We start from the raw sequence: 24,291 nt of genomic DNA on the forward strand, positions 1-24,291 counted from the left end.
CTGCCTCCTCCCTTTCTTAAGATGATTTCGTACGGCCTTTCAATTTGTATACATATGCGAGCACTTCCGCCACAGCCTGGAACAGATCTGCAGGTATGGAGTCTCCGATGTCAGCCCGTTCATACAGCGCTCTGGCCAGCGGTTTGTTTTCCATTGTCACAACGCCGTGCTCCTTCGCGACCTCTTTAATTTTGAGCGCCACATGATCCATCCCTTTAGCGAGAATGATCGGCGCCTCCATTTTTGTCGCGTCGTACTGTATGGCAATTGCAAAGTGCGTTGGGTTCGTAATTACGACATCCGCTTTTGGAACCTCCTGCATCATCCGCTGCATCGCCATACGGCGCTGCCGATCGCGAATCCGCCCTTTGATCAGCGGATTGCCCTCGGTTTTCTTGAATTCATCTTTTATGTCCTGTTTGGACATCCGCAAGCTTTTCGCATGCGAGTAGCGCTGGTACATGTAATCGGCAAATGCGATGACGACCAGTACTGCGCCAATCTGAATGCCGAGCTTGACGGTGACGCTTGCCGCGAAGCTGAATATTTGCTGAAGAGGCAAGCTGGAGAGTACCATCACGCGCTCCCAATCGGAGGCAATCGCCTGATAGACGAGTATTCCGATGATAAGCAACTTGGTGATGCTCTTTAGAAATTCCACTAACGAACGAGTGGAGAAAATTTGCTTGAAACCATTAATCGGATTCAGCTTGTTAAGCTTCATCTTGAGCGGCTCTCCCGTTAAGAGAAAACCAAATTGCATTACATTTCCGACTATTGCGACGATTACAGCTACCGCAAAAATCGGGACGAGCATAAGCAGCATATCGATGAGTAAATTATTGAACAGGACAAATACCGTGCTTCCGTTCAAATCCATCGTCAGCCAGTTATGAAACAACAGATCGAAAATAGCCATGATCCGTTCCTTGTAATAGTTACCGAGCATGGCGAAGGTCATGAAGACAAACAGCAGGATAAAGGCGCCCGGCAGCTCTGCCGATTTCGACACCTGGCCCTTTTTTCTTGCCTCCTGCACTTTCTTCGGCGTCGCTTTTTCCGTCTTTTCTTGGTTAAACAGCTGCAAGTCGAGCTTGAAACGATAGTTATGCACCGGTTGCAGCCTCCCCTATTGACTATCCGCTCCCCGAATAATGCCAAGCAGCTGATTCAAATTGTCGAACATAATGCCGAGCAATCGTTCGAACAGCATGGCCATTCCAGGCATCATCAGAAAGAGAACGAACAGACCGACAATAATTTTAAGCGGAATACCGACGACGAATACGTTGTATTGCGGCGCCGTTTTGGCGAGAAACCCAAGCCCAACGTCCGTCAGGAACAGCGCGATGACGATTGGAGAAGCCATCTGAAGCGCCAGCACGAACGTATTGCCTAATGCTCTCGTCAAATATTCGGTTAAGTTTCCTTCGGCGAACCTTCCGAACAACTCATTGCTTAACGGCACCCATTGATAGCTGTCCATCAGCGCCGTTAATAAGTAGTGATGACCGTTCATTAGAAGGAATACCATAATGAGCAGCATGTATTTGAAGTTGCCTAGCATTGGCGACGAAATGCCCGTCATCGGATCGACGATATTAGCCATCGCAAATCCGATTTGCAAATCCATCAGCGCCCCCGCCGTTTGTACGACGGTAAAAAACAGATAGACCAGAAAGCCCATCAGTAAGCCTAGCAGCACTTCACGTATAACAAATAGTATGTATTGCGCATCCGCCGGAATCGATTGGTTCACCCCGTACGTCAGAAAGACGATAAGGGAAATGAAAAAACCGAGGCCGATCTTGAAGGTGTTCGGTACTCCGCGCAATGAAAACGGAGGCACGACTACAAAAAATGCGGTAATGCGGCAAAAAATCAACAGAAATACAGGAAAACTTTGCAAAAACTGCTCCATCGCTCCGATTCACAGCCTATCCGATGTATTTATGCAAATTATTCAGCAGATTGTAAGTGAAATCGACGATCGTATTCAAAACCCATGGACCGAAAACGAGGAGAGAAATAAATACCGCTACGATTTTGGGCACAAAAGCTAACGTCTGCTCCTGGATTTGCGTGGTCGCTTGAAATATACTGACGATCAGACCGACGACCAAAGCAAGAATGAGCATAGGCGCGCTGGCTTTCAATACCGTATAGACGGCTTGTCCGGCCAAACCGATGATGAAATCAACACTCATTCCGTTCCTCCCTCTCTGCCGTCAAGTGTTAAAGCTGAGCAGCAGCGATTTGACGATTAAGTACCAGCCGTCTACCAGGACGAACAGAAGCAGCTTGAACGGCAGCGATATCATAACCGGCGGAAGCATCATCATCCCCATCGCCATCAGTGTACTGGATACGATCATGTCGATGACGAGAAACGGAATAAAGATCATAAAGCCCATCTGAAACGCTGTTTTCAGCTCGCTTATCGCATAAGCGGGGACGAGCACCGTCAGCGGTATGTCTTCATACGTTTCCGGCTTCTCCGTCTTCGTATAATTCATGAACAGCAGCAGGTCTTTCTCGCGAGTATGGGAAAACATAAACTTTTTCATCGGCACGGCGGCCTTCTCGAACGCTTCCGTCTGCGAGATTTCTCCCTTCATATAAGGCTGAAGCGCAACCTCGTTCACTTGCGAAAATGTCGGCGCCATAATAAAAAAGGTTAGAAAAAGAGCCAGGCCGATCAACACTTGGTTGGGCGGCATTTGCTGTGTACCGATTGACGTGCGGACGAAGCCGAGCACGACCACGATGCGGGTAAAGCTGGTCATCAGAACAAGAATTGCCGGCGCGATGCTAAGTACTGTAATTAACAGCAGAATCGACAGCGTACTCGTTCCCGAGCCTTCCGCGCCGTCTCCGATATTAATCTCCACATTCGGCAGCGGTTCGGCGTATGCATGCGGCAGGAAAAGCAGCATGACGGCCAACTGTACGACGGCAATCGAGATCCACCATTTATTTTTCATTGTCATCCATCAACCGTTCATTAAGTTTGTCGTCTTTAAACAGCGACTCCAGCTGCTGCTTACGATCCGCTTGCCGATACAGGTTATCGTTCAGCATCGATTGAAACGAAGACGCCTCCTGATTCCACTGTTCGTTGGACGGCTCCTTGCCGTCGCGCTTGCGAAACTTGCTGAGCAGATCCGTGAAGGCGGCAGGCGACCATCCGTTTCCAGCCGGTCGGTCCATGGCCTCCAGAATGGCTTGCACTTGTTCGGCATCTTCGACTTTGTCGAGCAGCGTCACATTTTCGCCGACGCCGACGACGTAGATTTTGCCGGCAAGCTCCACGACTTGCAAAGAATTGTTTTGTCCAAGCGCAACACCGCCGAGCGAACGGACCGAACGGTTCGTTCCCCATACCCGGTTGCGCTGAGACAACCATTTCATTACGAAAACAATAAGTACGATTACGATTGCCAACGAGAAGAAAACCCATATTAAATTGCTTGTAATATTGCTTGGACCGCTATAAGGAAGCGGATCGGAGCTATCGTTTATCGCTTCGGCGGCCGCAAGGGCCGGCCAAGACGCGATACCCGCCGAAGACAGCATAAGAAGCTTGGCAATCGGTTTTAAGCGGAAGCTCATGCCACTACCCGAGCGTTTTCTTAATCGCTTCAATCACTCGGTCCGCTTGGAAAGGCTTAACGATGAAATCTTTCGCACCCGCTTGAATCGCGTCGATGACCATCGCTTGCTGTCCCATCGCGGAGCACATTATCACTTTGGCGTTGCCGTCGAGCTTTTTGATCTCTTTCAGAGCGGATATTCCGTCCATCTCCGGCATCGTAATGTCCATTGTGATCAAGTCCGGCTTTAATTCCTTGTACTTCTCCACCGCTTGCGCGCCGTCTTGCGCCTCACCGACGACTTCGTAGCCGTTCTTGGATAAAATGTCTCGGATCATCATGCGCATAAAAGCTGCGTCGTCAACGATTAGAATGCGGTTTGCCATCTTCTTTTTTCCTCCTAGGGTGTTATTGTAATTTTTGAATACGGTCCCATTGGCTTACGATATCCGTTACCCGAACGCCGAAGTTCTCGTCGATGACGACAACCTCGCCTTTGGCAATCAGCTTGTTGTTCACCAATATATCAACAGGCTCGCCAGCCAGCTTGTCCAGCTCGATAATCGAACCTTGCGACAATTCCAAAATATCCTTAATTTGCTTCTGGGTCCTTCCTAATTCTACGGTAACCTTGAGCGGTATGTCGAGAAGTAAATTAAGATTTGTGTCATTTGTTGGCATAAATTGCGGTTGATTGAAATTCGAGAACTGAACCGGCTGCACATTAACGTTTCGCCCTACCGGATTGCCGTAAGTTTGCGGTCCTTGAGGACCTTGCGGCGCTGCCGGCATTTCATAGTAGGCTTGCGGAGCTGGCTGCTGGTGCGACTGCGCCGCAGCTGCCGTCTGGGCTTGCGCTTGAATTGGCTCTTGAACGGCTGCCGCGTAAGGAGCAGCCTGCTCTTGCACAGGTTCAGCCGGCGCCGCTAGCTCCTCTGCTCCTCCGCCCATCAGCGTGGATACCATTTGCTTGGCAAACGTGACCGGAAGCAGTTGCATAATGGTAGAGTCAATAAGATCGCCAATCATCAAACGGAACGAAATTTTAATAAAAACGTCGACCGGAGGCAGCTGTGCCATGCCGTTTCCGTTATCAACATCCAGAATGTCGATTCCTGGCGGAGAAATATTGACCAACCGGTTGAAGATCGTCGACATGGATGTCGCCGACGAACCCATCATCTGGTTCATCGCCTCTTGTACCGCACTAATATGTATTTCGTTCAATTCCTCGGAAGTGACGTTGCCTTCTCCGCCAAGCATAAGATCGGCGATCACTTGCGCGTCTTTCGTCTTGATGACCAGCGAGTTAATGCCCTCAAAACCGTCTACGTACTGTACACTGACCGCTACATGCGGCTTCGGAAACTCGTCGGAAAGCTGATCGCGCTTAATAAACGTCACTTGCGGCGTCGTAATGTCGACTTTTTTGCCGAGCAGTGTCGAAAGAGCCGTTGCGGCGCTTCCGAACGTAATGTTGCCGATCTCGCCCAAAGCGTCTTGTTCGATCGAGGTGAGCAGGTCGGACAGTTCAAGCGCGTCGCTCTGCTGAACGCTTGCATCCGAGTCGCCTGCAGACTGGTTCAACAACGCATCGATTTCCTCTTGCGATAAATAATCTTTACTCGTCATATTCTTCTTCCGCCCCTTCGCTGACAACTTGATCCACTTGAACGGCTAACCGATCTTTGACCGAGCCGGCGCTGCCGATAAATTTCAACTTCTCTCCCACTTTGATCTGCAATCCATCATTGATCGGTTTATTTAATGAAATAACGTCGCCGACGGACAAGCCCAGAAACTCTTGAATCGTAAGCGAGGATTCGCCAAGCTCAGCCACAATTGGCAGCTTCGCTCTACTGACCCGATGCTCCAGCATTTCCACTTCCTCTTGAATCCGTTCCTTCTTCTGGGATACGAACCAATGGTGAGCGGATAAATGCGGCATGATCGGCTCCAGCACGACATGAGGAATACAAAGGTTGATCATCCCCGTCGTATCGCCGATTTTCGTGCTAAGCGAGATAAGCGCGATCGTCTCGTTTGGAGAAACGATTTGCATAAATTGCGGATTCGTTTCCAGCGAATCTAACCGAGGAGAAAGATCGATGACCGTCTTCCAAGCCTCTTGCAAGCTTTCGAACGTTCCTCTAAAAATGCGTTCCATAACGATCGTTTCTATTTCCGTCAAACTGTTGATTTTTGCAGGCGCGATGCCTTGTCCGCCCAATAACCGGTCCACCATCGCATAAGCGACGTTCGGGTGCACTTCGAGCACCATGCGGCCCTCTAGCGGCTCGGCTTCGAAAATGTTCAAAATGGTCATTTTCGGAATAGAACGGATAAACTCGTCGTACGGCAGCTGTTCGACCTGCACGACGCTAATTTGGACAAATGTGCGAAGCTGCGCTGAGAAATAGGTTGTTAGATATCGCGCGAAGTTCTCGTGTATGCGCGTCAAGCTTCGGATATGATCCTTCGAAAAACGAACGGCGCGCTTAAAATCGTAAATTCTGACCTTTTTCGTGACTTCTTCCTTCTTCAGTTCGTCAGCATCCATTTCACCGGATGATAACGCGGCCAGCAGCGCGTCAATCTCATTCTGCGATAGTACGTCAACCAACTTTCTCACCCCCTTCAAGGCATGTCGGCATCAAGTTTTAAATCTGCGTAATAATAAAGTTCGTTATTTCCACCTTGATCAGCTTCTTGCCTTCAGGCAAAATCGGATTGATCAGATTCAACAGCTTCGATTCGAGCATGTCCTCGCCTTCGGATCCTTGCAAGTCCTCGGCTGACATATCAGCAATCGTACGGTTAATAATCGGTCTGATTTCAATATCGAGCAGTTTGTCGAATTGTTCTTTCGTTTTTTTGCTGTCTAATTGGAAAGCGAAGCTCATCAAAACGACGTACTCCGGATCGCGCAAATTACGCTTGAAGTCCTTCAGTTCGGAAGTAACCTCCACCCGCTTCTCCGCCGAGAGCTTTTTGACGGCTACCGGCTTTGTATCTGTACCTTTATCGCTACCGATGCCTTCAATAACTGGCTTAATCAAAATAATTGCTACGATGACAATCAGCGTGATCGCCAGCAAAGTAGAAACCAACCATGGCAACATTTTTCTCATGACAATGGACCCTCCGTTTGTTCGCTCTTCTGGGTCGCCGCGTAAACGCCGATCGTGCGCAAATAACTCGAGACCAACAGCTGAAGTTCGGACGATTTTTCCGCCACTATGATTTTTTTGCCTGTCGTTAACGTAATGATCGTATCAGGCGTCTCCTCGACCATTTCGATCAGAAGAGCATTAATCATCACTTTCGTGCCATTTAACCGAGTTACGGTGATCATAAGCTGCCCCCTCACATCTTTGGGAGGCGTTGCGCCTCCCGCGGATTAATTAGAAGCGATTATCGCTTCAGGTTTACAACTTCTTGCAGGATTTCGTCAGACGTTGTGATGATACGGGAGTTCGCTTGGAAGCCGCGCTGCGCGACGATCATCTCAGTAAACTCCGCCGTCAGGTCGACGTTCGACATTTCAAGCTGACCGGAAATGATAGCGCCCGTTCCCAGGTCAGGATCATTTGCGGTTACAATGTCAAATGCGCCGTCTGGATTGGCATTCGGTGTAATTTGGTACATATTGCTGCCCACTTTAAGCAAACCGCTAGGATTGACTACCTTCACCAAGCCGATTTGCGCGATTTCTACAACTTCGTCCTCGCCAGTGATGCCGCGAATCCAGCCGTCTTGGCCGACGCTGAAGGAAACAACGTCTTCAGGAATCTCAATAAGTCCCCCGCCCGCTTCAAGCACAAACATACCCTCGTTCGTTACGAGTTGTCTCGCCGCATCCACGGTGAAATTGCCTGCGCGAGTGAAAAATTGAGGAGCGCCGTCGCCCTGGCTGACGACAAAAAAGCCGTCGCCGTCAATCCGGAAGTCACGAGGATTGTTCGTCGTCATCGCGCTGCCGGGCGTATGCATCGTGTCGATAGATGCGACCGACACGCCGAGACCGATTTGCTTCGCATTGACGCCTGCCGTTTCGCCTTGAACCGCGCCGGTAACACCGGCTGTCGTCTGGCTGAGAACGTCGCTGAACATAACGCGGCCGCCTTTAAAGCCAACCGTATTTACGTTTGCAATGTTGTTGCCGATCACGTCAAGCTTAGTTTGAAAACCGCGCATGCCGGACACGCCGGAATACATCGATCTTAACATGGGTAAATCCCCCTCTTGGTTTTTGATTCCGCTATCCGCGGATAAAAGGCTGCTTCAGTCGGTCCGCAGCTCTAGGGCTTCCTGTCGGTCCGGCCCTTTAATTGATAATGACCGCGCTGTCGATTTGAGTGAAAACGTTGCTGTGAAGTTGAGTACCATCCATCGCCGTTACTACGGTTCGACTAGGCACGTTGACGATCATCGCAACATCTTTCAACACGATTAACGAATCTACCGCGCCTTTCGTTTCCGCCTCCTTCACCGCGTCCATAATTTTGGACAACGCTTCCGGCTGCAGTTGAATGCCTCTTTGCTTCATACGCGTCTCCGCATGGTGGCTAAAATTCAGCTCCGACGCCTTCAACAGCTTATTGAACTCGCTGGCGGGGGCGGTGTTTGCCGTTTGCGCCTTCTGCTGGTTCTGCAGCAGCGAAGCTTTGACCGGTAAAATATGACCGATTCTCATGCTCTCACTCATTCGGCTTCGCCTCCGCTTCCGGAAGAGTCCGAAGGCTTCTCGCCCGGTTCAGAAATGGAAATCAAATGATCGATTAGAACCATCGTGTCATCGCCAAACTTCGCGTATTGCTCGCCATTCTTGATAACGATGCCTTGCACTACCGCCGATTGAATGACAGCTTCACCCTTATCGTTCATTTCGTTCCACTGTACTTCCTTACCAATCATGCTGGAAGCCGAACCGAGATTTTGCCTGAGCAGCGTCAACTGTTTCGACACGTTCATCATTTGTTCTACCGAAGTAAATTGCGCCATTTGAGCAATGAATTCACGGTCCTGCAAAGGCTGCGTCGGATCCTGATTTTGAAGCTGAGTAATTAAGATTTTAAAGAAATCGTCCTTGTCCAATTGCTGATTTTCTTCAGCCGTTTTTTGCGGCTTGTTCGCCGTGTCGTAATCGGGCCATCTTAATCTCGAAGAAACGCCTGCAGTTGCCACTTCATTCACCCCCGTCCTACTCTCGCACCGTCTTATGGCTTATCTAGGCAGTTGCGTTGACCGCGCGGCCAAAGCCCAAATCCTGAATTGCAATTTGCTCGGTTACGTCCTCTTCGAAGCTGCCGTCGTCACCAACCCAATCGCCCTTCGACTGTTCGCGGTTGGAGAACGATTGCCTGCTGTCGCCTTGGCCCAAATAACCGTTCGAAAGCTGAGAAGCCGTTTCGCTGTGCGTTACTTCAAGCTTGTCCACCGATAGACCTTGCGCCTGAAGCGAAGCTCTCAATTGCGCCATTTGATTGTCCAGCATGTCCTTTGCGCTTGCTGAGTCAGCTCGGAATACAGCTGTCAAAATACCGTTCTGCACCGAAATGCGAACGTCGACTTGACCAAGCTGTTCCGGGAACAGCTGCAGCTTCGCTTCCGATAACCCATCTCCCAATATGCTGAAGTTAAGCTTTTGTACGAAGCTGGTCATCTTATCGGCAAATGCATCGACTTGCACATAAGGTTGCAGCAACGCTTTTGCTGCCTGATGAATGGACGAGTGACGCGCCGTATCAGCTAGAATTACGGCTGGTTGCTGCACCGTTTGCGATTCTTCGCCGGTTAACGCAGTCAGACGGCCGGTTAATTCCGTTTCAGTCGACTCTACAGCCGCAAGCAGTACGGACGGATGTCCCGCCTTATCGCTTAAGCGCTGAAGCCATGCCGATTGCGATGCGGTTGGAGCAGCTGTCGTTTCGACTGCTTGTGTAAGCTTTGCCTCCGCGCCAGCCTCCTTGCGAGTTTGGAGCGCTTCGCCAAGCGTTTGCAACTGTTTGAGTACCAATTGCGTAGGTTCTTGCTGCTGTACGCGCTTCATCGTGCCGTCTTGAAGCAGTTCTTGGAGTTGGAACAGCGACGTTTGCAGATGCTGTTTTACTGATTCCAGTTTGCCTCCGCCATTCTCTGGGTCTTGCTCGCCTTGACCTGCCGCTGTGTTTGACGGATTCATGGCCGGAGCGCCAAGCAGCGCAAGAAGCGCTTGCAATTGCTCCAGCATCGCTTGCAGCTCTTCGGCTGCCGCATCCTGCTCGTCTTGATTTGGCGCCTGCTCTTGGACTGCCGTTAACTCAGCAATCAAATGATCGATAATAGCGAGCAAATCGGTAGCTTCGGCCGATCCAAGCGTTGTGCCTACAGCGGTTGGAGCGATGGACGACAGTATTGTAGCGGACGCCGAACCCGCTTTATCGGTTTGCGCCGATGCGGATCCGTTCATCTGTCCAGATAGCGTTTGCTGAAATTGTCCTGCGTTCGCTTTCGTCTGGCCTCCTCCGGTTGTGGAGGATGCGGCGGACGTTGTAGTCTGACTTGTTGTTGCGCCGGAAATACCCATTTCCATGATTTTCACCTCCTTTCCATACAAGGCGATGGAAGAACGGTCGTACTTTGGTCTATTTGCCTGGCATGAGATTGGATATAATTTTGGCTGTCAGTTTCTCGTTGACCGTGGACATTTCCGCCAGTATCGCGGAACGCGTCGTGTTGTCAACGGCGTTCAAGATGCGGTGCACTTTACTTGGGCTGACCTCTGCCATCGAAACGAGCAGCTTGCCGGCACTCTTGGCATCCATCGCTTTGAAAGTTGCGCTCAACTGATCGTTATCGAGCAAGGCCGATTGATCTTTTTCCTTCGTGGTCGCTGCAAGGAGTTTCTTCTTTTCCGCTTGCAGAGCCGCTATCTGACGATCCTTAGCCGACTTTGTATCTTTCAATTGAACAGTCGCGTCGGCTGCGATTTTTGGATTCATCTTCTCCATCACGCGAACGCGATCATCGGGACGCATTGCCTCTAGCACAAGCACCATATCCTCAAGCGTCATCGCTTGCAGGATCGGCGCCGCCTTGCTTGGCGTTATTTTGCCATACATGGAGGCAAGCTCTTGTATTTTGGCATCATATTCTTCGTTCTCTAGCGCTTTTTTGGCATTAGATTGATTGAGCTGCTCGATTTCAGTCTCCAGCTTTTTTATTTCCTGCTCCTGCTGTGTCTTGAGATTGGCCGTACTGGCCAGCTCGTTTTCTTTCTCCGTCAGTTGAGCCTGCAAGTCCGCAATTTTGCGTCCCATGTTTTCCGACCTGATTTTGTTATCATCGGTGGCCGCACTGCCCGTGCTTTTTTCATCGGGAAGCAGTTCCTTCAGCAGCGGAACCTTGTTGCCGTAATGAAGCACCTGATTGCGGATATCGCCGTTAAACAAGATGATCAGAACGCCCAGCATGACGACGGCAAACAAAATCGGCGTCAAAATAAACATCAGCCGCTCGAAGCCGCTGTAACTCTCCTTTTCCGTTTCCAAGTCTGCCACTATTCATTCACTCCCTCTAGCCTTCGCGCAAAAAACAGCCTTAAGGGCCTGTTGCGGCGAACCTCACGGTAGCCATTTCGTCCAGCTCGTTTTGCTCTCTATGCTGCATTACTTGCCGGAACCGGTCATGCGCATGCTCCTTCGCCTTCATCCAAACCTTCTCGTCCTTCATTCGATCAGCGAGCAGCGACCGGTTCTGGTCCACCTTATGTTGAGCGCGTCTTATATCACCGAGCTTTCTCTCGATGCATGCGTCCAAATAATCGATATAATGCTGCATGATTTGCAGCTCTGCAAGCGAAACAGCTTGCTCGGAAGCACCGAGCTGCTTGAGCTCCCACTCTTCCCTCTTACCCCGAAGCTCCGACAACGTCAGCTCCTCAGCTTGCAGTACGCCGATCGCAGACGAAAGCAGCCATTCCGCCTGCGTCTTCTCGCTCGTTTTCAGATCGACGATTTTTTGATACGAATAACGAAAGGATGCCATTTACAGATCAACTCCTGTGGAAATCGCTAATTAACTGCTGTTGGGCCTCTTCCAGGACGACCTTTTCATTCGTTTTTTGTCTCGTAAACCGATTGATCGTATCGATATAATCGATGGCTGCATCAATTTCTTTATTGGAACCGTGCTGGTACGCCCCTATATTGATAAGGTCCTCCGAATCTTTATAAACAGCTAATAACCGTTTCAATTCGTTGGCGGCGTCCTGCTGTTCTTCGGTGACAATTTCCTTCATTACGCGGCTAATCGAAGCCAGTACATCGATAGCGGGAAAATGTCCTTTATGCGCCAGCTGTCGACTGAGTACGATGTGACCGTCCAAGATGCCGCGCACCGCGTCGGCGATTGGCTCGTTCATATCGTCGCCGTCTACCAATACAGTGTAGAAGGCGGTAATCGATCCGGTCGGTCCCGTGCCCGCCCTTTCGAGCAGTTTCGGCAGTGTAGCGAAAACCGAAGGCGTGTAACCGCGCGTTGCCGGCGGCTCGCCAATGGCAAGCCCAACCTCGCGCTGGGCCATCGCATAACGGGTGACGGAGTCCATCATCAGCATGACGTTCAGCCCTCGATCCCGGAAGTATTCGGCAATCGAGGTTGCGATGAGCGCGCCCTTGATTCGAATTAATGCCGGTTGATCCGAAGTCGCCACGATGACGACGGAACGGGCCAGTCCTTCTGGACCGAGATCCTTCTCGATAAACTCGAGCACCTCTCGTCCGCGCTCGCCGATCAGTGCGATAACATTCACATCCGCTGACGTATTGCGGGCTATCATGCCAAGCAGCGTACTCTTCCCTACCCCGGAACCGGCGAATATACCTACCCGCTGTCCCTGTCCGACGGTCAGCAAGCCGTCGATAGCGCGAACGCCGATACTAAGCGGTTCGGTAACTCGCGGTCTTTGCAGCGGATTGCTCGGTTCGTTGTGGGTCGAATATTGCTGCATCCGGCTTGGCAATAAGGAACCGTCGAGCGGCTGACCCAGGCCATCCAACACTTTGCCGAGCAACTCGGAGCCCACTTGTACCGTGAGCGGTTTGCCGGTGCCTACGACGTCGCAGCCCGGGCTGATTGCATGCAAATCGCCGAGCGGCATGAGAATGACTTTGTTTTCACGGAACCCGACGACTTCCGCTTTAATCGGTTTAGCGTTTTTGGCAGGGTAGATGTAGCATACGTCTCCGATGCTGGCATCCGGTCCTTCTGATTCAACCGTCAATCCGATGACTTGCGAAACTTTTCCATTTACCCGAACTGGATCGATCGGCTGTAAATGTTCAATGTATTTCGAAACATCCAGCTTAATTCCGTTCATCCGCCAAACCTCGCTCTTCGTTGCTGTGATGCGCAAGTTGGATGAGCTCGCGCTTGATCTCGGTCAACTGTGTATCGATACGAGCGTCGACGCTGCCGAAGCTGGAACGGATGACACAGCCGAAATCTTTCACTTTCGCATCCGGCAAGATTTGCAATTCAGCTTGCGAATCGATGGCCAGATTGAGTTCCTCGCGGGCAGCCTGCACAAAAGCAAAGTGCTCCGGAGCGACACAAAGCGTAATGACGCCTTGCTCTCTTCTTCGGGAAAGCGATTTGCCAATTAGTTCTAGCGAGATGGCCGGCGTATCGGCCAATTGCCGCCCGATCACTTTCTCGGAAATAGCGCAGCTCAGTTCGACCAGAAAAGGCTCCGATTCCTGAATGATTTGCTCGCGCATTTCATAGGCCGCCTTCAGAATGGCGCTCGCTTCCTCGAGCTTTTGCTGCCATTCCTGCTGCAATTGCTGACGCGCTTGCTCGCTGCCTTCTGCGATGCCTTGGGCAAAGCCTTCTTCTTTGGAAGCTTGAAGAGCCTCCTCGTCCTGCAGCCGTTTTTCAAGCCACCAGGCGTCGATTTGTTCCTCTGCTTCGGCCAGCATTTGCTCGCTCTGGCGTCCTGCTTCGCGAACTTGCTCCTCGGCGAATGCTTTGGCATCCGTCAATATTTGGTCGCGCAGCGAGACCGTTTCCTGATCGGGACCTTGAGGCTCGTCCGCCTCTATCGTTCCCGGCTCTTCTGAATGGAGCACATAACTGTGCAAAGTCATCAATGATTTATGTTGTCCAAGCGAAATCACACTGCCGGATTTGATCAGATTAGACAATGATATCGTCTCCTCCGCCGCGAGCGATAATGATCTCTCCGGATTCTTCTAGCCTGCGAATCGTAGCGACGATACGGGTCTGCGCTTCCTCGACGTCGCGCAACCGAACGGGACCCATAAACTCCATTTCTTCCTTGAAGGATTCGGACATCCGTTTGGACATGTTGCGGAAGATCGCTTCGCGTACTTCCTCGCTCGCCACTTTAAGCGCAAGCTGCAAGTCCGCTGTTTCGATATCGCGGATGATGCGCTGAATGGAACGATTGTCGATGTTGACGATGTCTTCGAAGACGAACATCCGTTTTTTGATCTCTTCGGCCAGCTCTGGATCTTGAATCTCCAAAGCGTCGAGAATGGTACGTTCCGTTCCTCGGTCGACGCCGTTCAAAATCTGAACGATAGAATCGATGCCGCCGGCATTCGTGTAATCCTGTGTAACGGTCGCGGACAGCTTCTGTTCGAGCACACGCTCGACCTGATTGATTACTTCCGGAGACGTACTGTCCATGAGCGCGACTCTACGTGCAACTTCCGCCTGCTTCTCCTGCGGCAATGAAGACAGGATATGCGACGATTGCTCCGACTGCAAATAAGAGAGTACGAGAGCGATCGTTTGCGAGTTTTCGTTTTGGATAAAGTTTAAAATTTGCATCGGATCAGCTTTGCGGGCAAAGTCGAACGGCCGCACTTGAAGTGTTGCAGTTAAGCGGTTGATAACTTCCACCGCGCGCTGCTCGCCGAGCGCCTTTTCCAATATTTCTTTGGCGTAATTGATGCCGCCTTGTGTAATGTATTCCTGCGCGAGACAGATTTGATGGAACTCGCTGATGATTGTTTCGCGTTCGGAGCTGTCAACCTTGCGTACGTTTGCAATCTCCAGCGTCAACTGCTCGATCTCTTCTTCACGCAAATGCTTGAAGATTTGAGCCGAAACCTCAGGTCCCAGCGTAATAAGTAAGATAGCAGCCTTTTGCCTGCCGGAGAGTCCGGTTGCCGCTCTTGCCATTTGAACCACCTCTATTCTTCCGCGAGCCAGGTGCGAAGAAGATTAACGAACTCTTCCGGTTTGCGTTTGGCCAGAGTTTCAAGATTTTTCCGCGCTTGGCTGTCGTTCGTAATATCAAGATCCAGCGACGGGTATTCTACGTTAGCCGGCGGTTCCATAGCGAATTGCTCTTCCACCGCTTGCCGTTGTTTCCGTCTGCGGACAAGCATGATGGACAATGCTGCGATAATAGCCAAAGCCGCTGCACCGATACCGATCATCCAACCGGTCGATAAGAAGCCATTCGATTGAGCCGCACCGCCGTTTGCTGCAAACGTTTGTGTAATAATTGAAACTTTTTTGTCAATTAGAACGTCATCATTTACATCCTGACCCGAATCGGCGAGCTGTGCTCTAACGAGTGAAGCGAGATACGCTTTCACATTGTCGATACCGTTCTGGTCCAGCTTGTCTTGATCGATGCCGATGGAGACCGACAGGTCTTTGATTGTATACGGACCGGATTCAATTAAATTATTGATCCGACTTGGCTCGTAGTTCGTCACTCGCGAGCTGTTCTCCGACTCGCCGCTGCCGCCCTGTCCGGCCGTATAGCCCGGAACGTCCGTATCGCCCGTACCCGCAACCCCGCCAGATCCGTTATTTGTTGAACTCGACGTATCGACTTGCTCGCTAATGATGATGCCGTTGTTATTGTTGTTGTCCAGCGGCTTCACAAGCTGTTCTTCCGATTTTTTCTTATCGAAATTGAAACTGCTTGCTACGCTAATGACCAAGTTGTCGCCGACAATAGGTCCTAGGAACGATTGAATGCTTTTTCTCAGCTCCGCTTCGTATTTACGCTGAATTTGGAACTGCGTTTCGGCCGCTTCCGTCGTTCCCATTCCCGCTTGGCCTCCGGCCTGCGAAGAGCTAAACTCGCCCTGCGGACTGGTGATCGTAATATCTTCCAGTGCAAGCTTCGGAACCGCTGTTTTTACGAGGTTGTAGTAACCGTCGATTTCTTTCTGCGACGGACGATAACCCGATAAAAAATTCATCATAATCGAGGCCGAAGCCTTTTCTTTATCTACAGGACTTAAAAATACCGACTCCTCCGGAAGGTTTACAAGCACCTTCGTGGACTCGACGCCTTGCATGCCGTTCAGCAATTGCTGAATCTCGCCGTTCAATGCATTTAAGTATTTGACGTTGAACTCGTTCTCCGTGCTTCCGAACGCAGACGAGCCCTTCGAGAACGCTTCGAATCCCATCGATCCATTCTTAACGAGTCCTTGCGAACCGACCTCAAGTTTGATGCGGGTCGCTACCGCGCTTGGAACAGAGATGCTCTTTCCATTCGGGCTAAGCTCGTAGCTGATGCCGCTGCCTTCTAAGTAGTTGACAATAGCCGCAGCATCCGTTGAATCCAGGTTTTGAAATGCCAATTCGTAATCCGTTCTCGTGAATATGTAAGTTAACAGAATTATGGACAAAAGCAGTACACCAATCGATGCCCCCAGCCCAATTTTTTGTTTTCTGCCCATTTGGCCCCAAAATTGCTTGAGCCTTTGCGATGACTGGGCGATTTTTTCGTTCACGTTGTCACCTCACCCAATTTCTATGCTTGGTCCTAAGCCGGATTACACTTGCATCCTCATAATTTCCTGATAGGCCTCGACCACTTTGTTGCGGACTTGTGAGGTTAGACTCAAGCCCAATTGGGCCTGGGACGCGGCAATCAACACCTCGGAAGCGTCAACTTCGCCGATCATAAATTTATCATTCAACGTATGTACATTCTTTTCTTGCGCGCTAACGCTATTCAGCGCTTGCTCTAAGTATTGGCCGAAAGATTGCGTAAATTCGGCGGGCGTCGCAGCCTGCTTGGCCGCATTCGTTTCGAACGGCTTGCTGACAAGCTGAACTTGATTAAGCTGCAAAGGTTGAATCATATCAGTACCTCCGAATGTCTAGTCTCGTTTATTTGCCAATCTCCAGAGCCTTCATAAACATGGCTTTCGAAGCATTCAACGCCGTTATATTGGCGTCGTACGAACGTGTTGCAGCAATCAGGTCGACCATTTCCTTTAGTGGGTCTACATTAGGCATGCTTACGTAGCCGTCAGCGTTGGCGTCGGGGTGGCTCGGGTTGTACACCAACTTGTTCGGAGCCTCATCCTCGATGATTTTCGCGACCCTTACGCCTTGCTGCGACTTGCTTCCAGCAAGCTTGCCGTTCAGCATATCGGCGAAACTTTGCTGCGCTGGCTCCAGAACGACCATTTTTCTTTTATAAGGGACGAATTGCCCATTGACAAACCCTGCTCTGGTCGTTTCGGCGTTCGCCATATTGGATGCGATAACGTCCAGCCGCATGCGCTGCGCGGTAAGTCCAGATGCGCTTGCGTTAAATCCGTTCGAAATCTTCAACTCATTTATCTCCCTTCTATCGCCAGCCGCATCATCGAAACGTCATGATTGATTTGTCCGATATAATAGTTGTAGGCCATTTGATTTTTGGCAAGCAACGACATTTCTCTTTCCTGATCGACGTTATTTCCATTATTATTCATAAACGTCTGATCCTCCGTCGTCAACTTGGGAGCGGGATTGCTGAGCGTTGATTTGCCGATCGGGATATGCTTGGAATCCGTTCGTTTTCCCGCAAGTTTTACTGTCGAATGCTGTCCTATTTGCTGCTCCAGCAGCTCCTCGAACAAGATTTCCGATCTCTTGAAGCCCGGTGTTTCCGCATTTGCGATATTGTTCGACAGTATCGTATTTCGCAATTCCGCAGCCTTCACCCCGCTCTCCAATCTCTGAAATGATGCGCTGTTCAACAGTTTCAAGTTATATCACCACTTTCAATTTAGAAGATCTTACCTGTACTATTCAACAGATTGTATACCAATCCTTCTTTCTTCGACACATTATTATGAAAAAAATGAGACGAAGCTGTCGATATTTGCCGACAAGATAATATTCAACAATTCCCTAAAATATTACAATAAGAAAAAAGCCCTATCTTTAACAAAAGATAGGGCTTAAATGGGCTGTTTGTCCCAAATGGGATATTATGCTTTCACTTTCTCCAGTTCCAGCAGCAGCTGTGCGTTGAGAATCTTAATATAGGTGCCTTTCATCCCGAGCGATCTTGTCTCGATTACGCCCGCGCTCTCCAACTTGCGCAGCGCATTCACGATGACCGAACGAGTGATGCCGACACGATCGGCAATCTTCGACGCGACGAGCAAACCTTCCTTGCCGTCCAGCTCTTCGAAAATATGCTCAACCGCTTCAAGCTCGCTAAACGATAATGAACCGATCGCAACCGAGACGACTGCGCGGCTGCGCACCTCCTGCTCCACCTCGTCCACCCGCTCACGGACGATCTCCATTCCGACAATCGTCGAACCGTACTCTGCCAGCACGAGATCGTCGTCGTCAAACGTTCCGCTTTTGCGCGTCAAAACAAGCGTTCCGAGTCGATCTCCGCCTCCCATAATTGGGACTACCGTCATGATCTCCTGCTCGCCTAGCGCTGGAAACGCTTCATAGACGCTTTTATCCGGAGCAACGTTCGTTACCGGCTCCAGCATGTCCAAAAAAACGCTGTTGCTTTCCATCGAGAAGCGAAGCTCCTCGACAGGCAGCGCGCGCAGCGCATCGTGATCGTAAGGGTTGACGGCAGCGCAGCCGAGCACCTTCCCTTTGCGGCTGACGACAAATACGTTCGTTTGGATCGTGCTGCAAAGCACCTCTGCCATCTCTCGGAAATTAACCGCCTTACCGGCCGCTCGTTGGAGCAGCCGGTTCAACGTTCTTGTTTTTGTTAATAAAGTCATGCTTACTTCCTCCCAAAGCTCTTGCCAACTACAATATATATTGACTTAAATCGCGGTTTTGCGCAATGCCTCCTACTTTTTCCTTCACATACTCCGGCGTAATCGTCATCCGGTCGAGGGTGATGTCCGGCGCTTCAAACGACAAATCTTCCAGCAGCTTCTCCAGAATGGTATGCAGTCTGCGCGCGCCGATATTCTCCGTATTACGATTGACCTCGGCGGCAATCGACGCCAATTCGCGAATCGCGTCGTCGGAAAAGTCGATCGAAATGCCTTCCGTTTCAAGAAGGGCGGCATATTGCTTGGTAAGAGCGTTTTTCGGCTCCTTCAAAATGCTGACGAAATCGTCCAGACTTAACGACGTCAGTTCCACCCGAATCGGGAAGCGGCCTTGCAACTCCGGAATCAGATCCGAAGGCTTCGCGATATGAAACGCTCCAGCTGCAATAAATAAAATATAGTCCGTTTTGACCGGGCCATACTTAGTCATGACCGTTGAACCTTCTACGATTGGCAAAATGTCGCGCTGTACGCCCTCGCGGGAAACATCAGGCCCCGAGCCTCTTGACGGACTGGCGATCTTATCGATTTCATCAATAAAGATAATACCAGACTGTTCTGCCCGCGTCACGGATTCTCCAATAACTTCATCCATATTAATCAGTTTATTGGCTTCTTCCTGCGTTAATATTTTGCGTGCTTCTTTTACCGGGAGCTTCCGTTTCTTCGTTCTTTTCGGCAGCAGCTGACCGAACAGCTCCTGCATATTCATACCCATGCCTTCCTGCCCTTGACCGCCCAGCATATCAAGCACATTCGGCGCAGCATCCTCAACCTCGATTTCGACAAGCTCGTTCTCCAGCTTGCCTGCGGCTAGGTCTTCCTTCACTTGCGAACGTTTAGCGACGATGTTCTGATCCTGCTCAGGCTCTTGATCTGTCTCGTTTTGATCGTTTTGCCCGCCGCCAAAGAGCATTTCAAACGGATTTTTGCCCTGCTTCTCCTTGGTCTTCGAAGGTACAAGAAGTTGAACAAGCCGTTCGTTAGCCTGTTTCTCCGCTTTATCCTTCACCTGCTCGGTTTTCTCCGCTTTGACCATGCGAATAGCGGTTTCCACCAAATCGCGGACCATGGACTCCACGTCACGGCCGACATAGCCGACTTCCGTGAACTTTGTCGCTTCCAGCTTGACGAAAGGCGCTTTGACCAATTTCGCCAAACGGCGAGCGATCTCGGTTTTACCGACGCCAGTCGGTCCGATCATCAAAATATTTTTCGGCACAATCTCATCGCGAATATTATCATCCAGCTTGCTTCTCCGATAACGGTTGCGCAGCGCGATAGCGACTGAACGCTTGGCTTGCTTCTGACCGACGATATATTTATCCAGTTCGGCAACGATTTGTCTTGGTGTTAATGCATCATTGACCATTTGAATTCCCTCCGATCAGCCGATTTCTTCTACAATTATATTATGATTCGTATAGACGCATATGTCGGCAGCTACTTCCAAAGAAGCGCGAGCGATCTCCTTGGCTTCCAACTGCGGAGCGTGCTTGAACAGCGCCCTTGCCGCAGACAGCGCATAATTGCCGCCCGATCCGATCGCCAAAATGCCGTCGTCAGGCTCAATAATTTCCCCGTTGCCGGAAATAAGCAGCAGTCCAGTACTGTCCATGACAATCATCAACGCTTCCAGCTTGCGGAGAACGCGGTCGGATCTCCACTCCTTCGCCAGTTCTACGGCGGCCCGCTGCAGATTGCCCTGATGCTCCTCCAGCTTCGCTTCGAACTTTTCGAATAACGTAATAGCGTCGGCAACCGAGCCGGCAAAACCAGCGATCACTTGCCCGCGGTACAGCCTGCGTACCTTTTTCGCTTTATTTTTCATGACGACGCTGTTGCCGAACGTCACTTGACCGTCGCCTGCAATCGCGCCCTTGCCTTCGTGTCTGACCGCGCATATGGTCGTTGCGTGAAATTCCATTTCCATGGTCGCACTCTCCTAAAAAGTTTAACAGAACGGCAACTCACCGCTCCGTCTTACACATACGTTTCAAACGAAACGGCGTTTCTTTCCGTGCTTGCTCCACACAAAAGAAAAGCGAAAAATCGCTCCTCTTGTTTACTTTACGGCTAAATGCTCGAAGTATTCCTGCTTAAAAGCTGCGATGCCCTCAAGTGCGCGGTTCGCAATCGCCTCGTTTTTCTCTTTTTTGTTGCGGATGCGGCTTTCAAGCGGCGGGAACAAGCCAAAGTTGGCGTTCATCGGCTGAAAATGTTTGAAGTCGGCAGTTGTAATATAGTTCGCCATACTTCCAAGCGTCGTATCGACAGGGAGCACGACCGGCTCCAGTCCTTTTGCAAGCCGAGCGGCGTTGAAACCGGCGATTAGGCCGGAAGCGGCCGACTCGACGTATCCTTCTACGCCCGTCATTTGACCGGCGAAAAACAGCGTGCTGCGATTTTTTAATTGATACGTCGGTTGCATGACGCGCGGCGAGTTGATAAACGTATTGCGGTGCATGACGCCGTAACGGACGAACTCGGCGTTTTCCAGTCCAGGAATGAGCTGGAACACGCGCTTCTGCTCGCCCCATTTCAAATGTGTCTGGAAGCCGACCATGTTGTACAGCGTGCCTGCCGCATTGTCTTGACGCAGCTGGATAACGGCATGAGGCAGCTTTCCTGTATGCGGATTGACGAGACCGACCGGCTTCATAGGACCGAACAGCACCGTCTGCTTGCCTCTGCCTGCCATGACTTCGATTGGCATGCAGCCCTCAAAGTAGACCTCTTTCTCAAATTCTTTCAACTCGGCCTTTTCGGCCGTCGTCAGTGCTTCATGAAAACGGTCGAATTCCTCTTCCGTCATCGGGCAATTCAAATAAGCAGCTTCTCCCTTGTCGTAACGGGATGCTAAGTATACTTTACTCATATCGATCGAATCTTTCTCGATAATCGGCGCAGCTGCGTCGTAGAAGTAGAAATACTCCTCTCCCAGCAAATCGCGGATTTGCGTCGATAGCGAAGGCGCCGTAAGCGGTCCGGTCGCAATGACGACGATGCCGTCCTGCGGAATCTCGGTTACTTCCTCATTGCGTACTTCAATGAGCGGATGCTCGCGAAGCAAGCGCGTCACTTCACCCGAGAAACCGTCGCGGTCGACAGCCAGCGCCCCGCCCGCCGGCACAGCGTTGCGGTCTGCACTGCCGATAACAAGCGAATCGAGCTGACGCATTTCTTCTTTGAGAACGCCGACGGCGTTCGTTAGACCGTTAGCGCGCAGGCTGTTGCTGCACACAAGCTCGGCGAATTGATTCGTATGGTGGGCCGGCGTTTTTGTGACCGGACGCATTTCATATAAGATAACGGGAACGCCTTGCGACGCGATTTGCCAAGCGGCTTCGCTGCCCGCCAGACCCGCGCCGATGACGGTTACGGTTGCATTCGTTTGAGACAATGTAAGTACCTCCAGTATATGGATCAATTGGCGGAATAAACAGAGCCGTCCTCCCTGTTAGAGGAGGACCGGTGTCTGTGCCATGAGCCTTTTTTATGCTTGTTCTTGTTCGTCGTCCGCGATCTCTTCTGAATAGTCGCAGGATGGACATTGCAAACGGGCGCCGTTGCGGTTCCGTTTCTCGACGAGCATCGTTTCGCATTTCGGACAAGGCTTGCCCGACGGTTTATCCCAAGAGACGTAATCGCATGCCGGATATGTATCGCAGCCGTAAAAAATCCGTCCCTTTTTGCTTCTTCTTTCAATAATCTTACCTTCGTGGCATTTCGGGCAAGTAACGCCGATATCTTTGACGATTGGCTTTGTGTTGCGGCATTCCGGAAAGCCCGAGCAAGCGAGAAATTTTCCGAAGCGCCCCATCTTGTATACCATGTGGCGTCCGCATTTTTCGCAAATCTCGTCCGACACCTCGTCTTGAATCTCGACTTCCTTCATTTCCTCTTCAGCGACTTCCAGCCTCTTCTCGAAGGAATCGTAGAAGGACGCTAGCACCTTGACCCAATCCTGGCTGCCTTCTTCGACATGGTCAAGGTCGCCTTCCATATTAGCCGTAAATTCCGCATCGAGGATTTCCGGGAAAAACTCCTCCATTAGCTGGATAACCAGATCCCCAAGCTCGGTCGGAATAAACTTTTTCTCTTCGATCGCCACGTAGCCGCGCTTCTGAATCGTCTCTAGCGTCGGTGCGTACGTACTCGGGCGGCCGATACCCAGCTCTTCCAGCGTTTTGACTAGTCTTGCCTCGCTGTAACGCGGCGGCGGCTGTGTGAAATGCTGCTTCGGCTCAATCGACTCAGACTTGACGGTGTCGCCAATGGCGAACGGAGGCAAAAACTTATGTTCTTCTTCCGCACCGTCGTCGTTGCCTTCTACATAGACCTTCATAAAGCCAGGGAACTTGATTTTCGAGCCGTTCGCACGGAACATCGCATCACCCGACGAGAGATCGACGGTCATCGTATCCAGCACCGCAGACGACATTTGACTCGAAACGAAACGCTCCCAAACAAGCTTATACAGCCTCAGCTGATCGCGGCTTAAAAATGGCTTCATCGTCTCTGGATCGCGCAATACCGATGTCGGACGAATCGCTTCGTGAGCATCCTGTGCATTGCTGTTCTTTTTCGTATACACGCGCGGCTGCTCAGGGAAAAATTCCGGGCCGTATTTGCCGGAGATGAATTCCTTTGCTTCTTCCTGGGCAATCGGCGATATACGTGTCGAGTCGGTTCTCATGTAGGTAATTAAACCGACAGTGCCTTCTTTGCCGAGCTCGACGCCTTCATACAGCTGCTGCGCAACGGACATCGTCTTCGATGCGCGGAAGCCAAGCTTACGGGCCGCCTCCTGCTGCAGTGAGCTTGTAATGAACGGAGGAGCCGGATTGCGCAGCCTTTCCTTCTCCTTCACCTCAGCGACGGTAAATCCGTCCTTAGACAGCGCTGCAAGCACTGCTTGCATTTCCTGCTCGTTGCCAAGCTCCTTCTTCTCGCCGCCGATCGAATAATATTTCGCCTCGAACGGAACGCCGTTTTGGAGCAGCTTAGCAGTAATCGACCAGTATTCTTCTGGAACAAAGGCGTCGATCTCGTTTTCGCGGTCGATAATCAGCTTGACGCAAACCGATTGTACGCGGCCTGCCGACAAGCCTTTCTTGACCTTTTTCCATAAAAGCGGACTGATTTTATATCCGACAAGGCGATCCAAAATACGTCTCGCCTGCTGGGCGTTGACCAAATCCATATTAATTTTGCGCGGCGTCTTAAATGCGTCCTTAACCGCCTGCTTCGTAATTTCGTTGAATACGACGCGGCAAGTGTCCTTCTCGTCCAATTCGAGATAGTGAGCCAAATGCCAAGCGATCGCTTCGCCTTCGCGATCCGGATCGGCCGCGAGATAGACGTTTTTCACTTTTTTGCTTGCATCCTTCAATTCCTTGAGGACTGCACCTTTGCCGCGTATCGTAATATATTTCGGCTGAAAATCATTGTCGACCTCGACGCCAATTTGACTTTTTGGCAAATCGCGAATGTGGCCCATCGATGCTTTGACAATATATTTGCTGCCTAAATATTTGCCGATGGTTTTGGCTTTGGCCGGTGATTCGACGATTACGAGTGAATCTGCCATGGTAGGCGCCCCCTCTCTACAACTA

Annotated in this window: 28 protein-coding genes; all 28 read right to left on the reverse strand. The window is 50.8% G+C overall.

Features of this window, described 5'->3' with window-relative positions; genetic code table 11:
• Positions 1-16: 16 nt before the first annotated feature.
• The 28 genes from flhB to topA all read right to left on the reverse strand — a co-directional run bounded on the left by flhB (position 17) and on the right by topA (position 24,266).
• Positions 17-1,114 (reverse strand): flagellar biosynthesis protein FlhB, encoded by a 1,098-nt coding sequence (gene flhB / locus ACFVTB_RS16615; protein WP_387751222.1) that lies wholly within the window; start codon positions 1,112-1,114, stop codon positions 17-19.
• A gap of 15 nt (positions 1,115-1,129) precedes the next feature.
• The gene (fliR, locus tag ACFVTB_RS16620) at positions 1,130-1,921 is read right to left on the reverse strand and encodes a flagellar biosynthetic protein FliR (protein WP_387751225.1); all 792 of its coding nucleotides are present in this window, start codon (positions 1,919-1,921) and stop codon (positions 1,130-1,132) included.
• A gap of 16 nt (positions 1,922-1,937) precedes the next feature.
• Positions 1,938-2,207, reverse strand: a complete 270-nt coding sequence (gene fliQ, locus ACFVTB_RS16625) for a flagellar biosynthesis protein FliQ (RefSeq protein WP_387751228.1) — start codon at positions 2,205-2,207, stop codon at positions 1,938-1,940.
• A gap of 21 nt (positions 2,208-2,228) precedes the next feature.
• On the reverse strand, positions 2,229-2,936 hold the full coding sequence (gene fliP / locus ACFVTB_RS16630; protein ID WP_387751439.1) for a flagellar type III secretion system pore protein FliP: 708 nt from the start codon (positions 2,934-2,936) through the stop codon (positions 2,229-2,231).
• A gap of 37 nt (positions 2,937-2,973) precedes the next feature.
• Positions 2,974-3,645, reverse strand: coding sequence for a flagellar biosynthetic protein FliO (locus ACFVTB_RS16635; protein WP_387751230.1), 672 nt, complete (start codon positions 3,643-3,645; stop codon positions 2,974-2,976).
• On the reverse strand, positions 3,617-3,979 hold the full coding sequence (locus ACFVTB_RS16640; protein WP_156280733.1) for a response regulator: 363 nt from the start codon (positions 3,977-3,979) through the stop codon (positions 3,617-3,619). Before ACFVTB_RS16640 ends, ACFVTB_RS16635 begins: the two co-directional genes overlap by 29 nt.
• 22 nt (positions 3,980-4,001) lie before the next feature.
• Entirely contained in the window at positions 4,002-5,225 is a 1,224-nt protein-coding gene (gene fliY, locus ACFVTB_RS16645) for a flagellar motor switch phosphatase FliY (RefSeq protein WP_387751234.1), read from the reverse strand.
• A complete protein-coding gene (gene fliM / locus ACFVTB_RS16650; protein WP_387751237.1) occupies positions 5,215-6,216 on the reverse strand; it encodes a flagellar motor switch protein FliM in 1,002 nt (333 codons plus the stop codon). Before fliM ends, fliY begins: the two co-directional genes overlap by 11 nt.
• Before the next feature lie 37 nt (positions 6,217-6,253).
• Entirely contained in the window at positions 6,254-6,724 is a 471-nt protein-coding gene (locus ACFVTB_RS16655; protein ID WP_387751240.1) for a flagellar basal body-associated FliL family protein, read from the reverse strand.
• Positions 6,721-6,948, reverse strand: coding sequence for a flagellar FlbD family protein (locus tag ACFVTB_RS16660; RefSeq protein ID WP_387751243.1), 228 nt, complete (start codon positions 6,946-6,948; stop codon positions 6,721-6,723). Before ACFVTB_RS16660 ends, ACFVTB_RS16655 begins: the two co-directional genes overlap by 4 nt.
• Before the next feature lie 59 nt (positions 6,949-7,007).
• Complete coding sequence (gene flgG / locus ACFVTB_RS16665) at positions 7,008-7,823, reverse strand: flagellar basal body rod protein FlgG (RefSeq protein WP_387751246.1); 816 nt, start codon at positions 7,821-7,823, stop codon at positions 7,008-7,010.
• A gap of 97 nt (positions 7,824-7,920) precedes the next feature.
• Positions 7,921-8,301, reverse strand: coding sequence for a TIGR02530 family flagellar biosynthesis protein (locus tag ACFVTB_RS16670; RefSeq protein WP_387751248.1), 381 nt, complete (start codon positions 8,299-8,301; stop codon positions 7,921-7,923).
• Positions 8,298-8,789, reverse strand: coding sequence for a flagellar hook capping FlgD N-terminal domain-containing protein (locus ACFVTB_RS16675; RefSeq protein WP_387751251.1), 492 nt, complete (start codon positions 8,787-8,789; stop codon positions 8,298-8,300). Before ACFVTB_RS16675 ends, ACFVTB_RS16670 begins: the two co-directional genes overlap by 4 nt.
• A gap of 34 nt (positions 8,790-8,823) precedes the next feature.
• Positions 8,824-10,167 carry a flagellar hook-length control protein FliK gene (locus ACFVTB_RS16680; RefSeq protein ID WP_387751254.1) on the reverse strand — a complete coding sequence of 448 codons (1,344 nt, stop codon included), beginning with the start codon at positions 10,165-10,167 and terminating at the stop codon, positions 8,824-8,826.
• 52 nt (positions 10,168-10,219) lie between these two features.
• Complete coding sequence (locus ACFVTB_RS16685; protein WP_387751257.1) at positions 10,220-11,134, reverse strand: MotE family protein; 915 nt, start codon at positions 11,132-11,134, stop codon at positions 10,220-10,222.
• 40 nt (positions 11,135-11,174) lie between these two features.
• Positions 11,175-11,621: a flagellar export protein FliJ gene (fliJ, locus tag ACFVTB_RS16690; protein ID WP_387751260.1), complete on the reverse strand. Its 447-nt coding sequence runs from the start codon at positions 11,619-11,621 to the stop codon at positions 11,175-11,177.
• Between the two features lie 7 nt (positions 11,622-11,628).
• Complete coding sequence (gene fliI, locus ACFVTB_RS16695; protein WP_387751262.1) at positions 11,629-12,954, reverse strand: flagellar protein export ATPase FliI; 1,326 nt, start codon at positions 12,952-12,954, stop codon at positions 11,629-11,631.
• Positions 12,941-13,780, reverse strand: a complete 840-nt coding sequence (locus ACFVTB_RS16700) for a FliH/SctL family protein (RefSeq protein WP_387751264.1) — start codon at positions 13,778-13,780, stop codon at positions 12,941-12,943. The genes fliI and ACFVTB_RS16700 overlap by 14 nt, the downstream gene beginning before the upstream one ends.
• Complete coding sequence (fliG, locus tag ACFVTB_RS16705; protein WP_387751267.1) at positions 13,773-14,786, reverse strand: flagellar motor switch protein FliG; 1,014 nt, start codon at positions 14,784-14,786, stop codon at positions 13,773-13,775. Before fliG ends, ACFVTB_RS16700 begins: the two co-directional genes overlap by 8 nt.
• Positions 14,787-14,797: 11 nt before the next feature.
• Complete coding sequence (gene fliF / locus ACFVTB_RS16710; RefSeq protein ID WP_387751270.1) at positions 14,798-16,366, reverse strand: flagellar basal-body MS-ring/collar protein FliF; 1,569 nt, start codon at positions 16,364-16,366, stop codon at positions 14,798-14,800.
• Between the two features lie 42 nt (positions 16,367-16,408).
• Positions 16,409-16,720: a flagellar hook-basal body complex protein FliE gene (gene fliE / locus ACFVTB_RS16715; RefSeq protein ID WP_387751272.1), complete on the reverse strand. Its 312-nt coding sequence runs from the start codon at positions 16,718-16,720 to the stop codon at positions 16,409-16,411.
• 28 nt (positions 16,721-16,748) lie between these two features.
• Positions 16,749-17,198, reverse strand: a complete 450-nt coding sequence (gene flgC / locus ACFVTB_RS16720) for a flagellar basal body rod protein FlgC (RefSeq protein ID WP_387751275.1) — start codon at positions 17,196-17,198, stop codon at positions 16,749-16,751.
• Between the two features lie 5 nt (positions 17,199-17,203).
• Complete coding sequence (gene flgB, locus ACFVTB_RS16725; protein ID WP_387751278.1) at positions 17,204-17,617, reverse strand: flagellar basal body rod protein FlgB; 414 nt, start codon at positions 17,615-17,617, stop codon at positions 17,204-17,206.
• A 225-nt stretch (positions 17,618-17,842) separates the two neighbouring features.
• Complete coding sequence (gene codY, locus ACFVTB_RS16730) at positions 17,843-18,613, reverse strand: GTP-sensing pleiotropic transcriptional regulator CodY (protein ID WP_387751281.1); 771 nt, start codon at positions 18,611-18,613, stop codon at positions 17,843-17,845.
• Between the two features lie 28 nt (positions 18,614-18,641).
• Positions 18,642-20,045 (reverse strand): ATP-dependent protease ATPase subunit HslU, encoded by a 1,404-nt coding sequence (gene hslU, locus ACFVTB_RS16735; protein WP_387751283.1) that lies wholly within the window; start codon positions 20,043-20,045, stop codon positions 18,642-18,644.
• Positions 20,046-20,060: 15 nt separating this feature from the next.
• Positions 20,061-20,606, reverse strand: coding sequence for an ATP-dependent protease subunit HslV (hslV, locus tag ACFVTB_RS16740; protein ID WP_387751286.1), 546 nt, complete (start codon positions 20,604-20,606; stop codon positions 20,061-20,063).
• A 132-nt stretch (positions 20,607-20,738) separates the two neighbouring features.
• Entirely contained in the window at positions 20,739-22,076 is a 1,338-nt protein-coding gene (trmFO, locus tag ACFVTB_RS16745) for an FADH(2)-oxidizing methylenetetrahydrofolate--tRNA-(uracil(54)-C(5))-methyltransferase TrmFO (protein WP_387751289.1), read from the reverse strand.
• Between the two features lie 93 nt (positions 22,077-22,169).
• A complete protein-coding gene (gene topA / locus ACFVTB_RS16750; protein ID WP_387751291.1) occupies positions 22,170-24,266 on the reverse strand; it encodes a type I DNA topoisomerase in 2,097 nt (698 codons plus the stop codon).
• Positions 24,267-24,291 lie beyond the last annotated feature (25 nt).

It is taken from the genome of Paenibacillus sp. NPDC058071, from assembly GCF_042885235.1.
In the GTDB taxonomy this organism is placed as follows: domain Bacteria; phylum Bacillota; class Bacilli; order Paenibacillales; family Paenibacillaceae; genus Pristimantibacillus.